Source organism: Arthrospira sp. PCC 8006 (assembly GCF_046480465.1).
GTDB classification, from domain to species: domain Bacteria; phylum Cyanobacteriota; class Cyanobacteriia; order Cyanobacteriales; family Microcoleaceae; genus Limnospira; species Limnospira platensis.
The window spans coordinates 19,220-34,659 of sequence record NZ_PKGG01000032.1; the positions used below are offsets into that span (position 1 = coordinate 19,220).

At 45.9% G+C, this 15,440-nt stretch carries 18 protein-coding genes; 6 read left to right on the top strand and 12 right to left on the bottom strand.

Annotated elements, in window-relative coordinates:
- Positions 1-70 precede the first annotated feature (70 nt).
- Together B9T16_RS07525 and B9T16_RS07530 are read left to right on the top strand one after the other, a co-directional pair.
- Positions 71-985 carry a M23 family metallopeptidase gene (locus B9T16_RS07525; protein ID WP_006618419.1) on the top strand — a complete coding sequence of 305 codons (915 nt, stop codon included), beginning with the start codon at positions 71-73 and terminating at the stop codon, positions 983-985.
- A gap of 102 nt (positions 986-1,087) precedes the next feature.
- The gene (locus tag B9T16_RS07530) at positions 1,088-1,639 is read left to right on the top strand and encodes a late competence development ComFB family protein (protein ID WP_006618418.1); all 552 of its coding nucleotides are present in this window, start codon (positions 1,088-1,090) and stop codon (positions 1,637-1,639) included.
- Positions 1,640-1,717: 78 nt separating this feature from the next.
- Here B9T16_RS07530 and psb29 read toward each other — a convergent pair whose 3' ends face one another.
- Positions 1,718-2,449, bottom strand: a complete 732-nt coding sequence (gene psb29, locus B9T16_RS07535; protein WP_410244443.1) for a photosystem II biogenesis protein Psp29 — start codon at positions 2,447-2,449, stop codon at positions 1,718-1,720.
- Between the two features lie 186 nt (positions 2,450-2,635).
- Positions 2,636-2,998 (bottom strand): STAS domain-containing protein, encoded by a 363-nt coding sequence (locus B9T16_RS07540; RefSeq protein WP_006618416.1) that lies wholly within the window; start codon positions 2,996-2,998, stop codon positions 2,636-2,638.
- Positions 2,999-3,030: 32 nt separating this feature from the next.
- Between B9T16_RS07540 and B9T16_RS07545 the strand changes: the two genes are divergently transcribed.
- Positions 3,031-3,156: a hypothetical protein gene (locus tag B9T16_RS07545; protein WP_286171704.1), complete on the top strand. Its 126-nt coding sequence runs from the start codon at positions 3,031-3,033 to the stop codon at positions 3,154-3,156.
- Between the two features lie 308 nt (positions 3,157-3,464).
- On the opposite strand, the gene hemF is transcribed toward B9T16_RS07545, so the two are convergent.
- Positions 3,465-4,508, bottom strand: coding sequence for an oxygen-dependent coproporphyrinogen oxidase (gene hemF / locus B9T16_RS07550; protein WP_410244444.1), 1,044 nt, complete (start codon positions 4,506-4,508; stop codon positions 3,465-3,467).
- A 251-nt stretch (positions 4,509-4,759) separates the two neighbouring features.
- Here hemF and B9T16_RS07555 point away from each other — a divergent pair, with 251 nt between their 5' ends.
- The 3 genes from B9T16_RS07555 to B9T16_RS07565 all read left to right on the top strand — a co-directional run bounded on the left by B9T16_RS07555 (position 4,760) and on the right by B9T16_RS07565 (position 8,189).
- Entirely contained in the window at positions 4,760-5,830 is a 1,071-nt protein-coding gene (locus tag B9T16_RS07555; protein ID WP_410244445.1) for an Mrp/NBP35 family ATP-binding protein, read from the top strand.
- Positions 5,831-5,924: 94 nt separating this feature from the next.
- Complete coding sequence (locus tag B9T16_RS07560) at positions 5,925-6,119, top strand: NAD(P)H dehydrogenase subunit NdhS (protein ID WP_006618413.1); 195 nt, start codon at positions 5,925-5,927, stop codon at positions 6,117-6,119.
- Positions 6,120-6,452: 333 nt separating this feature from the next.
- Positions 6,453-8,189: a glycosyl hydrolase family 28-related protein gene (locus tag B9T16_RS07565; protein WP_315642900.1), complete on the top strand. Its 1,737-nt coding sequence runs from the start codon at positions 6,453-6,455 to the stop codon at positions 8,187-8,189.
- A 22-nt stretch (positions 8,190-8,211) separates the two neighbouring features.
- Here the strand turns inward: B9T16_RS07565 and B9T16_RS07570 are convergent, their stop codons facing one another.
- The 9 genes from B9T16_RS07570 to B9T16_RS07610 form a co-directional block, all read right to left on the bottom strand.
- The gene (locus B9T16_RS07570; protein ID WP_410244446.1) at positions 8,212-8,856 is read right to left on the bottom strand and encodes a DUF938 domain-containing protein; all 645 of its coding nucleotides are present in this window, start codon (positions 8,854-8,856) and stop codon (positions 8,212-8,214) included.
- 18 nt (positions 8,857-8,874) lie between these two features.
- A complete protein-coding gene (locus B9T16_RS07575; protein WP_006618410.1) occupies positions 8,875-9,318 on the bottom strand; it encodes a DUF4332 domain-containing protein in 444 nt (147 codons plus the stop codon).
- Between the two features lie 6 nt (positions 9,319-9,324).
- The gene (locus B9T16_RS07580; RefSeq protein WP_410244447.1) at positions 9,325-9,900 is read right to left on the bottom strand and encodes a GNAT family N-acetyltransferase; all 576 of its coding nucleotides are present in this window, start codon (positions 9,898-9,900) and stop codon (positions 9,325-9,327) included.
- Positions 9,897-10,748: a carbohydrate ABC transporter permease gene (locus B9T16_RS07585; protein ID WP_014274916.1), complete on the bottom strand. Its 852-nt coding sequence runs from the start codon at positions 10,746-10,748 to the stop codon at positions 9,897-9,899. Before B9T16_RS07585 ends, B9T16_RS07580 begins: the two co-directional genes overlap by 4 nt.
- Complete coding sequence (locus tag B9T16_RS07590; protein WP_410244448.1) at positions 10,730-11,290, bottom strand: 5-formyltetrahydrofolate cyclo-ligase; 561 nt, start codon at positions 11,288-11,290, stop codon at positions 10,730-10,732. The genes B9T16_RS07585 and B9T16_RS07590 overlap by 19 nt, the downstream gene beginning before the upstream one ends.
- Complete coding sequence (locus tag B9T16_RS07595) at positions 11,287-12,234, bottom strand: GDP-L-fucose synthase family protein (RefSeq protein ID WP_410244449.1); 948 nt, start codon at positions 12,232-12,234, stop codon at positions 11,287-11,289. Before B9T16_RS07595 ends, B9T16_RS07590 begins: the two co-directional genes overlap by 4 nt.
- A gap of 28 nt (positions 12,235-12,262) precedes the next feature.
- On the bottom strand, positions 12,263-13,291 hold the full coding sequence (gene gmd / locus B9T16_RS07600) for a GDP-mannose 4,6-dehydratase (protein WP_410244450.1): 1,029 nt from the start codon (positions 13,289-13,291) through the stop codon (positions 12,263-12,265).
- 205 nt (positions 13,292-13,496) lie between these two features.
- On the bottom strand, positions 13,497-14,234 hold the full coding sequence (locus B9T16_RS07605) for a sugar transferase (protein ID WP_006618404.1): 738 nt from the start codon (positions 14,232-14,234) through the stop codon (positions 13,497-13,499).
- A gap of 616 nt (positions 14,235-14,850) precedes the next feature.
- Positions 14,851-15,204 (bottom strand): hypothetical protein, encoded by a 354-nt coding sequence (locus B9T16_RS07610; protein ID WP_231852130.1) that lies wholly within the window; start codon positions 15,202-15,204, stop codon positions 14,851-14,853.
- Positions 15,205-15,440: the final 236 nt, after the last annotated feature.

Below are 15,440 nucleotides of genomic sequence, written 5' to 3' on the forward strand. Positions count from 1 at the left end.
ACTCTGGAAAAATGATCGGATTGGTTACAATAAGTCCGAATTGATGAGTTAACAGAAGAAAGAGAGATTAATGATACAATTACCAGAGTACGCCATGACTGGTGTTTACGGAAAAAGCCGTCAAATCAAACGACTAACCAGCAGCTTGTTTTTAGCACTTGCTGCTGTGTTGCTGATTGTAACTAAGCCGGCGGTAGCCTTTCAAGTTCAAGTTAGCCCTACGTCCCCTCAGTTGGGAGATACTATTTCGGTGGTGATCAGTGGGGTGAATAGCGGGGACTCGCAACCAACAGTGACCATGGGAGGAAAAAACTATCCTCTGTTTTCGGTGGGTGGCGATCGCTATCGGGCTTTAATTCCGACGACCCCCCTAGACCAACCGGGTGCGACATCAATTCAGATTAGCAACGGTAGCCAACAGAGTAATGTGAGCGTGCAATTGCGCGATCGCCGTTTTCCCACCCAGTCAATTTGGCTACCACCAGATAGCGCGGGGCGCAGAGGTACTGATTATGAGTTTGACCGGGTTGATGAATTTAAACGAATTGTTACTCCCGAAAGACATTGGAATGGGCCTTTTTTACGTCCAAGTTCCGGTGAGGTGACGACAATTTATGGGGTCCGAAGATACTATAACGGGGAGTTCGCCCCAAACTATTATCATCGAGGGGTTGATTATGCAGCCCCGACGGGTTCTCCGGTGATAGCACCAGCAGCGGGTCGGGTGGTTTTGGTGGGGCGTGAGTCCCAAGGATTTGAAATCCACGGTGACACTATTGGTATTGATCACGGTCAGGGAGTTACCAGTATTTTCCTTCACTTGAGTCGCATTGATGTGCAGGAAGGACAAATGGTGACAGCAGGCCAAACCATTGGGGCGATCGGATCAACGGGAGCATCTACGGGACCACACCTTCATTGGGGTCTTTATGTTCACGGCCAATCTGTGGATCCAGTGCCTTGGCGGTTTGACGGTATAGAATAATTTATTCTGTCGATGGTGATTAGACAATTTAGTTTTGTGGAGTTTGAGTTAATCAGTGGTTGATTGGTGTAGAACTAATATGGCGATAAGATGGGAAACGTTATGAGTATTGAAAGAATTGTTGATCAAGCCTTACAGGATGGTTATTTGACACCATCTATGGAAGCAGAGGTAGGGCGGATATGTAATACAGCTTCAGAATTATCCATCGAGGAGTATATGGCGCTCGATCGCCTTATGGGTGCTTTGTTGACGGGGGAAGTGGTTGTGTTACCCCGCAAGCAGTTTATTAATGTGATGGAAGAGTTGGTTCTCAGTGAAGCGATCGCTCAAGTCGCCCAAATTGACGAGGTAAGTGAGCAGTCTTTGGATGTGGGGGATATTGCCGCCTATGCCCTCAACCGCTTACCGCCACTGTATGCTACCACAGAAGAAGGGGCACAATATCAGAGGTCTCGCGCTAAGGAGGAACTACAAGCCCTCATTGCTAGCCAGGTGAAAGAGGCTATTGCACGAAACTTAGACCGCGCCGCCCAAAACCAAAAAGTTTTAGGCCAGATATCCGACAGTTCTCTATTGGGACAAATGAGCGGTTTACTGAAGGCTTACGCGGAAGACTACGAACCGGATCACGAAACTAATACCCCAAGCTAATCGAGGCGATCGCGATCGTTGGTGCCAATTAATACACCTATTGCGATCGCCACCGATAACCAGTTAACTAATTCTGGCTTAGGAATCGGACACCTGATCATCTTTGCTAGGATTCTTGCTACCAGAGGCGGCAGTTTGGGTTTGGGCGGCCCGTTGTTCCCGCTTCTTGCGTTCCGCTTGGGTCATCTCATCCACCATTAACCGCGCCTGAGCTACCTTTTCTAGGTTGGTGCGGTACAGGTCTAAATCCTTCACCAGCTTATCTTTAGGCAGCCTTAAAGCCTCACTAAAGTCACTGAGGATTGTTTTTAACCCTTCTGAGTCCTGAGCTGCTGTGGCATCACTTTTTTCTAGGAGAGTATATAAACCAATGGCAAGTAGCCGAGAGTATTTGAATTTAGGGTTATTGGCGATCGCATGAAAACAGGACTGCAAAGGGTCATCCCCGGAACTTTCCTGAGCTATCTTAGCCTTGTCGGTCAAATCTTTCACCGCAAGGGATGCCGCTTGAGCCTCTAAAGCCGTAGCATCAGCGCGATATTGATTAGGGTCGCTTTCTTGAGCCCCAATCAAAGCCGCCCAAATCGACAATTTATCGGTTTCGGGGGTGTATCCTTGCATAAAGCGATCGAAAGCCGTGACCACACCCAGGGCATAAATGGGGTCATATTGAAAATCGACATTGACCGACAATAGGTGCATTTCCACCATTAACTCCTCAACCACGCGACGATAGATAGAGTTAATCGGCCGAGTATGGATGTGGTAAAACGCTCGCTTGGTATCTGAAACAGTGCGGATATTGTTCACGGTTAAAATTTCTAAAAGCCCCGCGTCTATGTGACCGGGAGGGACTTAAACTAATTGTCCCCTGAGACGGTACATTTGCCAAGACTGAGAATAGTAGTTATAGCAATCAGCAATGATTAGCACCAACAACCGGGACTTCGTAGATGAACCCCCGGCTATTCTTGCCTAACTTCAACTTTCACCGCCTTAACTAGCTCTGACACCGCCCTCTAAGGCTTCCTTTTCCGTCTCAAAAATCTCAAACACAGAATCCATCATCGTCACTTCAAACACCAGTTTAGCTTCTGGGTGAACATTACAGATGCGGAAACTACCCTTAACTTTATCAGCATCTCGCATACCAGCCACTAGGGAGGTCAACCCGGAACTGTCGATAAAGTTCACCTGACCCAAATTCACGACCACATGACGACTCAGCTTAGATATACATTCTTGCAGTTTGAGACGAAACTGCCAAGCGGTGGTGATATCTAAGCGTCCTGTTGGTGCTAATACTATGACCTTAGTGCCATCCTGGGTCGTATGTTCCTTTTGATCGATATGAATCACTGACCGTCCCCTCTGAAATTCTTGATTTTGCGATGGTTGCTTCTTTGACTTTGACAGTCCCCGCCAAAACTGTGACGGGGATTTGGCTCGGTGATTTATACAGTAACCTACTGGCTGCTGAGTATTCACCGAAGTCACCCTATGGCATTTTTAGGTAGCCTCAAGCCGAAAGAAAATGAAAGTTCTTGGAGCTATCAAAGACCCCATCCCTCAGAAAGTATAACCCCAACAGAGGTGCAAACCTTCCCAACCACAGATCCTTGTTGACCAAGCGCCTTCTAGTCAGCATCAGGCCAATATCGGCCAAACTTGGGTCTAGCAAGAGCATCGACCCTTGACCAAGAATACCATTCCGGTTATCAGATTAGCTGTTGTCCGGGGACCAAATTAAGATCGATTTCTGTCCTTTTCCCTGATTCTGGCACTTAGTCCCCGTTCACAAGTCCCATGAGACTTACGGTTGAACTTAGGCCTGTGAGTCAGGAGCCGTCCAGTTAGACCAATCTTGAGGTTTTAAGAACGTCTCATAGAGTTCAGCTTCCGGCGTACCCGCTTCAGGTTGATAACCATACTCCCATCTTACCAAAGGAGGTAGAGACATGAGAATCGACTCGGTGCGACCTTTGGTTTGCAACCCGAAAATTGTGCCTCGATCGTAGACTAAATTAAATTCTACATATCTTCCTCGACGATAAAGCTGGAAATTCCGTTCACGATCGCCATATTCGATAGAATTACGACGCTCTACAATGGGACCGTATGAAGGTAAGAAAGATTTACCACAGTCTTGGATAAAACTAAACAAAGCCTCCCAGTCCCGTGATTCCGGTGCGCCCATGCGATCGCTATAAATCGCCGCCTCGCTTTCAGTATAAGGCCCACGATATAGTAAACCCTCACCGCCTTGGTAGTCAAAGAAAATACCACCAATTCCCCTGGCTTCATTGCGGTGTGTCAGATGAAAATACTCATCACACCAGCGTTTAAATACCGGGTAATACTCGCTATGATGGCGATCGCAAGCCTCCTTTAAGGTTTTATGAAAGTGGGCTGCATCCTCCGCAAATGGGTAGTAGGGAGTTAAATCCGCACCCCCACCAAACCACCAAACCGGACCCGCCTCGAAATAGCGATAATTCAGGTGAACGGTTGGCACATAGGGGTTACGGGGATGTAGCACCATCGAAGTTCCCGTCGCATAAAATCCATGACCTTCCACCTCTGGACGCTGGCTTAAAATCGACGGTGGCAAATTCTGGCCCCATACCTCCGAAAAGTTAACTCCCCCTTGTTCAAAAACATTACCTTCTCGGAGCACCCTAGTCCGACCGCCACCCCCTTCCGGGCGCTCCCAAGCATCCTCAACAAAGGTTTTAGCCCCATCTAGTCCCTCTAATCCCGTGCAGATTTCATCCTGAATTTGTTTCATCCAGTGACTCACACGCTCCCGGGAGTCTGCCGGAGGGGGTGATTGAACTATAGCCGTATCAGAAGCCGTCGAAACTGTCATAATCTAATTAACCTCTTGTATCTTATATTTTCGCACTTGATGAGCCATCAACCCTATCGAAAGCGAAATGAGTTTATCTTCCCGGCTTATGGATTACTCAGTCAAGTTGTTTAACCCATAAGTCCATATAACTTAACAGTTAACTATGAAAACCTTCCCGGTGGGACTACCATTTGCTACTACCACCAGTAACAACACCCTTTCCCAGTTAAACTATTAGCAGTATTACCAGATAGTGACAGCCATATATCATGCCAGATAAGTTAGATGCCAGTTCCGTACTCGAAGTTTTAAGACCCGTTCAAGACCCCGAACTACAAAAGAGTTTGGTCGAATTGAACATGATCCGTAATGTGGAAATCACTGGCGGAGATGTCCGTTTTACCCTGGTTTTGACTACCCCCGCTTGTCCTCTGCGCGAGTTTATCGTCGAAGATTGTCAAAAGGCTGTTAAACAGCTTCCCGGAGTCGATACTGTCGACGTAGATGTCACGGCGGAAACTCCACAACAAAAATCTCTCCCAGACCGTCAGGGAATTAGCGGGGTGAAAAATATCTTCGCTATTTCTAGCGGTAAGGGGGGGGTTGGTAAAAGTACCGTTGCGGTTAATGTGGCCGTCGCCCTCGCCTCTACCGGTGCTAAGGTCGGTTTGATTGATGCTGATATCTATGGCCCTAATGACCCCACTATGTTGGGCCTCGCTGATACTCAGGTCATGGTTCAGCAAACCCCTGAAGGCGATCGCTTGGAACCCGCTTTTAACTATGGCGTTAAGTTGGTGTCCATGGCTTTTCTCATCGATCGCGATCAACCTGTCATTTGGCGTGGTCCTATGTTAAATGGCATTATCCGACAGTTTCTCTATCAGGTGTATTGGGGTGAGTTGGATTATCTTATTGTTGATATGCCACCCGGAACCGGAGATGCTCAGTTAACCCTCGCACAAGCTGTTCCTATGTCTGGGGCCGTCATTGTTACTACCCCCCAAGAAGTCTCTCTCTTGGACTCCCGCAAAGGCTTAAAAATGTTTGAACAGTTGGGGGTGTCTATTTTGGGTATTGTCGAAAATATGAGCTATTTTGTCCCCCCAGATCTCCCCGATCGCAAGTATGATATCTTTGGCTCCGGCGGCGGTCAGAAAACTGCTGATGAGTTGGGAGTACCCCTCTTGGGCGCTATTCCCCTCGAAATGCCTGTCCGACAAGGGGGGGATTCTGGGGTTCCTATTGTGATCTCTCACCCCGACTCCGCCTCCGCTCAGGAGTTGACTGCGATCGCACAAAAAATCGCCGCTAGGGTCTCAGTTATGGCTTTGGCTTAACTCTCTCCCCTTCCCGGCACCAGGGATAATTGACCATCATCAATTTCTCTGGCCGCCTGCCTTATATTCCACCATTTTTCAGGATAATAAAAACATGATTTTACCAGGTTCCGCCGTTCGCGTTGTTAATGTAAATGATACCTACTATGAGTTTCAAGGACAAGTCCAAAGAGTCGCTGACGGCAAAGCTGCCGTTTTATTTGAAGGCGGAAATTGGGATAAATTAGTCACTTTTAGACTCTCCGAACTACAGGCGATCGACACTACCGCCGGACGTAAAGGTAAATAGTTCACATCCTCTCGCCGGAATTATGTTAAGTTTTGTAACGGCCCCAACCCCAATGAGGCGGGGGCGGTTGCTTTTTCCAGATTCCCATGCTACTATATTAGAGAATGGGGATATTTTCAATTTCAGAATTGATTAAAATATCTCAATTATAATATAAGAGTATGTCAATATATTACCATGATTTCCCGCAGCCTGTCAACCCCCCAACCCATCAAAGCCAAATAAATATTGTATAATTGATACCCAGATTGCCCTTTTCCCCAAGCAAAAATCATGTTAATTCCTCTAGTCTATGCAGCCATCGTTTTTCCAGCAGATGCGGGTGTAGTAGACGTGACCACCTATGGCGCTATTCCTAACGATGGCAAAGACGACACAGAGGCAATTCAACGGGCTTTAAACGACCACCCAACCGGAAATCATATTTTTTACTTTCCCGATGGAGTATATAACGTTAGCGGTCAAATTAGATATGCGGGAACCGAAAAACGGAACATTCTACAAGGTCAAAGCCGCGACGGAACTATTATTAAACTTGATGATAACTCAGGTTTAGATACATCAGTAATTTGGACAGGTTCCCCACCCGCGCAGCGATTTCGGAACAGTATTCGAGACCTGACCGTTGATATTGGTCGCGGTAACCCTAACGTTAATGGGATAGATTTTATTGCCAATAATCAGGGTTTAATTCGCAACGTTAAAATCATCTCAAGAGATGGTCAAGGGAGAATCGGCTTAAACCTTTCCATTGATGAAAATGGGCCCCTATTAGCTAAAAATATTCATGTAGTCGGATTTGATATCGGTATCCAAACCTGGAACCCGACAGCCAGTCAAACCCTCGAAAATATTACCCTGAAAAACCAAAACCAATACGGCTGGAAAAACTTTAATCAACAGGTTTTTGTCCGAGGTTTGCAGAGTACCAATGAAGTGACAGCAGTTTGGAATATGCCTGATGGTGGTAGTGTTTTTACGCTGATTGATTCTGAGTTAACTGGATTGGGTTCGGCTTCCGAATTACCAGCTATTCATAACCAAAAAGCTATGTATGTTCGCCAATTGAGGACTTCGGGATATAAACAGGCAATTTTGCAGAATGATAAAGGTCGTGGGAATGCTTCTCAACCTGATGGTTATGTGAGGGAGTGGATAGCTAGGGGAGAGTTTCAGAGTCTTTTTGACAGTCCCCAAACTATGCTAAATCTGCCGATTAAAGAAACTCCAGAATTGCCTTGGCATGATTTATCAGACTGGGTAAGTCCCCTGGCTTATGGGGGGAATCCTAATGATGGAATTGATGATACAGAGGCGATACAAGCAGCTATTGATTCGGGAGGGAAAACTGTTTATCTTCCTAATGGGGTTTGGGATGTTAATGGAACTTTGGAATTAAGGGGTAATGTACAGCGGTTAATTGCTACGGAGGCTAGAATTGTTGGTGATGGTGTCATTAGGGTGGCACAGGGAACATCCCCGACGGTGATTATAGAAAGAGTAGAAGCGGCTTCTATTTCTATTGTACATGAAAGCGATCGCACTTTGATTATTTCTAGTTCTATTGTCAATCGCTATAGTAGCACCCAAGGAAACGGCGGAGATGTCTATATTGAAGACGTTGGCGGCGGTCCATGGGTGTTTACTAATCAAAATGTGTGGATGCGTCAAATTAACCCGGAAACTATACATAGTCCTAGGATTACCAATGATGGCGGGTCTCTGTGGATTCTTGGATATAAAACCGAGGATGAGGGAACTTTGGTAAAAACCATTAATGGCGGTAAAACAGAGGTATTAGGCGGCTTGATTTTAAATGGCAGATTTGCAGATATTCCCGGATTTATTAACATTGACTCATCCCTGAGTTATGCTAATGTTGGTTTTCTCACGTTTAGTGGGGGTTCAATACCTATTGGAGTGCAAGAAACCCGCAATGGTGTCACCCTCATGACTGACCAACTACCTCCCTACTACACTGGTTATCAGCAGCCGACATCCTCCCGTCAATCTGAAAATTTCCTCGTCAGTTTGTGGCGGTCGATACTTCGACTATTTGCTATGGTTTAATTATTCCCATTCTCAGTCAGTATTAACAACGCCTAAAAACTACCGAGAAATTATTAGCAGGCATAGGGACGGTTTCCACCAATTCTAGGTTATAACCCTTGGCTAATTCTACCACATCATCAAGGTTTCTGACACCCCACTTAGGGTTAGAAGTTCGCAAATATTCATCAAAGGAAGCGTTACTAGGTGCGGTGTGTTTTCCAGCTATTTTATAGGGTCCATAGAGATATAAAATTCCCCCCGGTTTCAAAATGCGATCGCTTCCCGCCATTAACCCTTCACAAGCCGACCAAGGCGAAATATGAATCAGGTTAATTGCTACAATAGCAGTGATGGGAAATTCCGATAATTCCCAGGGTAAATCATTCCCTTCCACTGGCCAAGGATTAGCTTCTACATTTAACTGTAGGGGAGGGTAAAGATTATCTGAAGGTGAATGAATTTGCCATGCTTTAATACTCTGTTGTAACAAAGGTTGCGGGTCGGAAGGTAGCCACCGCCTAGGGGAGAGACGGGGAGCAAAAAAAACCGCGTGTTGTCCTGTGCCGCTGGCTACTTCTAAAACGGTTCCCGTGGCGGGCAACACCCTTTTTAAGACCTCTAAAATAGGTTCGCGGTTTCTTTCGGTGGCTGGTGCATTTTGTCGCAAATCTTCGGCAAAATTCATGATTTCATCTAGTAATTATTAATTAATTTTATGCAAAATTTTAGCTTGTTTAATCCAGGTTTGGATGACATCAACAGATGGACAGAGTTGGCGAGATTGCAAGGTTCCTACATAGAGCCGTAAAATCTGTTTATGCAGTTGTTGAATAGACATCTGAGATAGTTGGTTAACTGAACTTACGCCACTGTGCAAAAGGACACCACAATATTGATAGCCAATACTGGGAACCCTGGCTAAGTCGGACATTGCGACCCATTTACTGATATCTCTGATGTTGATACCTAGTTGGTTAGATAAGGCGATTTTATTAGCATTATTACTCCCGCGCGTGAGCAGTTGCTGGGTGTTTTCAATACCACATTGATTCAGGAGTTTAATATTACCTGTATCTAACCCAGGTAGTTCAGAAATTCCCCAGTAACAGGATGTAATTTTTTGATGCTTAGTTGTGGGATGATTCATGATTCCTCAGTTGGATTTAGGATGATTGTCAATTCTCAGAGATTTAGCCATCAAAATATCAGGTTTCCCGATACCGTTAGCATCGGGGACTACTCCCATAATTGCAAAACCGCATTTCTGATAAAATTCATAGGGATGACGACCATGGTTTTTTATGTTAGCAATATTTTCCCAAAAATGGGGGTATAATTCGACACCAGATAGGGAGGTTAAATTATTTTCGTCATCGGTACCCAACCATAAGGTTAACCCTCCTTGTGAGCGGACATAATCCTCTAAATTGGCGACCAATTTTCGCCCGATTCCTAACCCTTGATAATCCCTTTTGACTACCAAAGGATGTAATTCCCAAACATGGCCTTGATATTGGCTAATACCACCAATCCAGCCTAGAAGATTATCATTTTCATCGACGGCGACTAGATTAACTCTATCGTCGCCAAAAGACTCCATAACCTCGGCTAAACCACGTTCATAAGTCGGCCAAGCATTCGGCCAATTTTCCCGAAATTCTGCGACTAATAAAGTCGCCGCCTGGTGGATATGATTTTGATTATTAGGACTGAGATTAATAATCCTCAACCTTTAACCCCCGTAGCTGTATCTGTAGGCACAATATACCGTTGTACGATTAAAAATAGTAGTAACACAGGAGCGATAGAAATGACGGAACCGGCGGCGACTATCCGCCAATCGAGAGAAAAAGTTCCGGCTAGATTTGCCACGCCTAAAGGGATGGTATAATATTCTGGGCGATCGACTACAATTAAGGGCCAGAGAAAATCACTCCAAGACCCGATAAATACAAAAATGGCTAAGGTCATTAAGGCGGGACGGACTGAGGGGATCATAATATGCCACCAAATCCCTAATTCTGAACAGCCATCAATTCTGGCGGCTTCTTCTAACTCTTTGGGAACTCCCATAAATGCCTGTCGCAATAGAAAGATGCCAAAAGCGGAGGCTAAAGATGGAAAAATAATGCCTAAATAAGTATTTCTTAATCCTAACTGTACCGCTAGAATATACAGAGGAATCATGACAATCTGAAAGGGTATCATGATGGTGGAAACGATCGCACTTAGGAGAAAATCGCGACCCCAAAAGTTTAAGCGCGCCAAAGGATAGGCCGCCAAGGAACAAAATAGCAGATTTAATCCGACGGTTAAAAGGGCGACGAGGGTACTATTAAATAAATAGCGACCAAAGGGATTGGTTTGCCAAACTCTGACAAAATTAGTGAAAGTAGGTTCCCTTGGAATAAACTGGGGGGGAACCTGAAAGATGTTTTCGGTAGGGGATTTAAAGGCAGTTCCCACCAACCAAAATAGGGGAAATAGCATAGCGATCGCTATAGCAATTAATACCATATAAGTGGCGATCGCCCGATAATTTGCCCCCCCACCAGAAGTTATTTTGGAAACTCCCATATACCCTCCTCTGTACAAACCGCCGCCAAAGGCTGGTCCCAACTATCCCTAGGGAGAGTATCCACCCTGGCGGCCGCAAACACAATTCCCACCGTAGGAATTTTAGACCACTCAGACTGACTCAACATCCGATCATAAAATCCTCCCCCATATCCCAACCGATAGCCACAGTCATCACAGGAAACGGCCGGAACCAGGATTAAATCGACCTCAGACGGCTGCAAAACCCGTAAGCGGGGGTCCGGTTCCATTAAACCAAAAGACCCCCTTTGGCGGGCATTTTCCGGCCGCCAGTGATGCCAAATTAAAGACCCATCCACACAGCGAGGAAACCCCCAGACTTTTTCTGGGGAGACGTACCAGAGAGGACTTAAATCGGGTTCTTGGCGAAAACTAAAATAAGCCAAGATAGTCTTGGCTTGCTGAAATCGCCACCAAGCCTGTAGATGGTCAGTAATGCGATCGCTATTTTGTCGCCAAACAGTCGCGGCTAGAGATTGGCGATCGCTTAACAAACGGCGGCGTAGTTGAGACTTACTCACAGATCAGGATTTTGTCGATACCAGTCAATAGTATTTTTCAGACCCTGGCGAAACTCCACCTCAGCCACAAACCCAAACCTTTCCTTAGCCCGATTTGTGTCTAAACAGCGGCGCGGTTGACCATTAGGCTTATCAGTTTCCCAGACAATTTCTCCCTGAAACTCCATCAACTCACAAATCAACTCTACCAGGTCCCGAATCGTCACCTCAGAATTAGTCCCCAAATTCACCGGGTCTGGTTCGTCATAATGTTGGGTAGCCATGACAATTCCCCGCGCCGCGTCAGTCGAATAAAGAAACTCGCGACTAGGACTACCATCACCCCACACCGGAAGCTGTTTATCCCCCCGTTGTTGCGCCTCATAGACCTTACGCACCAAAGCCGGAATCACATGGGAACTTTTCGGATTAAAATTATCCTCTGGGCCGTAGAGATTCACCGGCAATAAGTAAATGCCATTAAACCCATACTGCTGTCGGTAGGCTTGCAATTGCACCAATAGGGCTTTTTTGGCGATTCCATAGGGGGCATTAGTTTCCTCTGGGTAGCCATTCCATAAGTCATCTTCCTGGAAGGGAACCGGGGTAAATTTGGGATAAGCGCAGATAGTCCCTACACAGACAAATTTCTTGACCCCTGCTTGATAGGCTGAGTGAATCAACTGGGTCCCCATCATCAGGTTATCGTAGAACAACTCAGCGGGTTTTACCTGATTTAAGCCGATACCCCCCACATGGGCCGCCAAATGGATAATGATATCCTGACCTTTAGCTGCTTGTTGACAGGCTTCTAAGTTTCGCAGGTCACAATTATGCGATCGCGATACCGAAATATTTTCCGATTTTGCCCCCGCCTTCAGAAGCTGGTCAATCACCTGTTTTCCCAGAAAACCAGCCCCTCCCGTCACCAAAATGCGTTGGTTTTGTAAATCCAGAGTATTCATGTAATTTACCCATTATTTAGTCTAAGAATTAATCAAAATGGTCTCCCTCTTGATGAGGTTCTTCTAATAGTGTTAGGTCACTATCAACCATCAGCTTTACCAACTCCTCAAAAGACACTAACGGCTTCCAACCCAAGACATTTTGGGCTTTACTCGAGTCCCCAATCAGCAATTCCACCTCAGCCGGGCGTAAATAGCGTTCATCAAATTTTACATACTCATGCCAATCCAAATTAACATAATTAAAAGCCACATCCAGAAACTCGCGAATTGAATGAGTTTCATTAGTTGCCAAAACATAATCATCCGGTTGATCATGTTGCAACATCATCCACATTCCCCGCACATAATCCTTAGCATAGCCCCAGTCCCGTTTAGCATCCAGATTACCCAGATAAAGTTCTTTCTGCATTCCCTTAACAATCCTGGCTACAGCGCGGGTAATTTTGCGGGTAACAAAAGTCGGACCACGGCGGGGACTTTCATGATTAAACAGGATACCATTACAGGCAAATAAACCGTAGGATTCCCGATAATTAACCGTTTGCCAGTGTCCGTAAACCTTCGCACAAGCATAGGGACTACGAGGGTAAAAAGGTGTGGTTTCCTTCTGGGGGATTTCCTGCACTTTCCCAAACATTTCCGAAGAACCTGCTTGATAAAAACGCACCTGAATCCCTGTGCGGTGCTGATAATCTCGAATAGCTTCTAATAGTCTTAATACCCCTAAACCGACCGTATCAACAGTATATTCTGGACAGTCAAAACTCACCCGCACATGGGATTGAGCCCCCAGATTATAAATTTCTACCGGCTTAACTTCCTCCAGGATACGGCGCAGAGTCGTACCATCTGTTAAATCCCCATAGTGTAAGAATAACCGAGCATTAGGATGATGGGGGTCTTTGTAAATATGTTCAATGCGGTCTGTATTAAAACTAGAACTACGCCGAATAATTCCGTGAACTTCGTAGCCTTTTTCTAACAGTAACTCACTCAGATATGAACCATCTTGACCTGTGATACCCGTAATTAACGCTGGTTTATTGTTTGACATCTGATGATTTTCCTTTCCATACGAAGCAGCCCGCCCATGGCGGTTGTCTATACTCTATTATGCACCCTCATGATTATTCCCTAGTGGGGCAAGTTTCCCAGCCACCTCTATCATAAAAAACCCGGTTACTTTGACAAGAACCATAAATATCTTAACTCAGAAACCGGGTAGGACTAGATAATTTCCGATGACTCACCCCTCCAGGTTAATAAGCACCATTATCCTTGGGGAAAATTACCACACCAATAGTTTTGATAATGATCCATAGGTCAATCCAGAAATTCTTGAAATTAACATAGTGCAAATCAATCTGAACTCGACGAGGATAGGGAATATCATTGCGCCCTGAGACTTGCCATAGTCCAGTGATTCCCGGTCTGATGGTTAGAACCTTATCCATGTGACGACCATATTTATGCAATTCCTCGGCCACCAGAGGTCTGGGGCCTACTACACTCATATCACCTTTGAGAACATTCCAGAACTGGGGAAACTCATCAAGGCTGGTCACACGCAAGAATCTACCGATCCAGGTAATTCGAGGATCATGTTTAAGTTTAAACGTATCCTGAAACTCTTGGCGCAGGTTAGGAGAGGTTTCCATAATCTCCACCAGCACCTCATCTGCATTACTGACCATGGTTCTGAATTTGATACACCCAAACCGTTGGCGATTTTTGCCGACTCTTTCCTGGACGTAAAACACGCTACCAGGGGAACTCAGGGCAATTAACAAGCTCAGTATCAAATAAACCGGAGAAAACAAAATCAGAACCGATAGGGAAAACACAATGTCAAATGAACGCTTAAAAAAATCTCCGTTCAGACTCTGTACCAGAGACAGGGTTCGTTGCTGACGCGGACGCACTAAGGGTACAAAGCCACGCCTTGTAAATGCACGTCGAAGTCCCCTACCGAAGATAAGTTGGCTATTGGCAGTCATCTTACTCCTTCAATTCACACCACACACAGTCATGATCATAAAGCCTTGAGACACTCAATAAGGATGATTGAGTATCTTGTACCCATATACTAAGATCCCAGATGGCAGGTCGTCACCGGGGAACCAGTCTGGACAATCCACCTAAATTAGGGGTTTTCAGCTTTTCTGGTTCTCTTAAATACTTTGGCATTTTAGCTGAAATTTTGGGAGTCCATTGTCATGAAGCTCACCCCACCTGCCCAAGGCAGGTGGGGGTGTCGGTGCTAACCTCGAACTGTGCTAGTCCACAGGTCACACAAACAAGCCCAGCTTCTAGGCGATCGCCCTCGAACGTTGGATCGAGGGCTCCTCACTGTCCTTTCGGCGAGTGAGCTGAAGAATGCCTCGTGCAGCAATATTGAGCGCCCCATTGAGGTCTGCATTGTATCGCTTGCCCGAGGAAAATTTAGCCAGAGCATAGTTGTTGGAGTCTCGCCCTTTCGACTCCACTACCGTCATAAGCCAACTTTTAGGTGGAGCTACGACATCAATGACCTTACCGCCTATCTCTTGCCACTTCATCTCAGTCAAATCTCGAATCATACCTTTAAGCCATCCATGAAAGCGTTGGCGAAGGTTAGAGCGCTTGCGCCCCCCCCTTAGCTTTCCATCCTTTCAGGTTCTCAAAGACAATAGCATCGGCATTGAACTGTTGGGCAATCTGCACGATACGCTTCGAGACAATTTGCCCAATTTGACGGTTGATATTACGGCATTTGCGGTAGGTATGAGAGCAGAAGCCTTTCTGGAGACTTCCACCTAGCCCCATCGTCTTACTAGCTCGTTTAGATACCGATTTCAGCCGCTTATCTCGACGGTCGCCGTTCCGCTGGACGCAGGTTCGAGCGGCTGCGGCGACTTCGTCTATGTCTCTGGCTGGGTGAATAAACTCCCGATAGGTTACAGTGCCGTCAAAATTCACGACTGCCACAGTAGCGGTGGTGTTGATACCCAGGTCAACACTTACAACTCGACCCTCTCCCTCCCGTTGAGGTGGATGACACTCAAATGGAACTGAGAGATGACAAGTCCTCTTTTGCTCATTGAAGATAAGGGACGGTGACAGCAGCTTGGTAGGGGTCGAGAGGGAAGTCACCTTCCCAAACTCCCATACAAAACCGTGCTTGATACTTTCACATCACACGGCTCCTGATGTAGATACCCCTT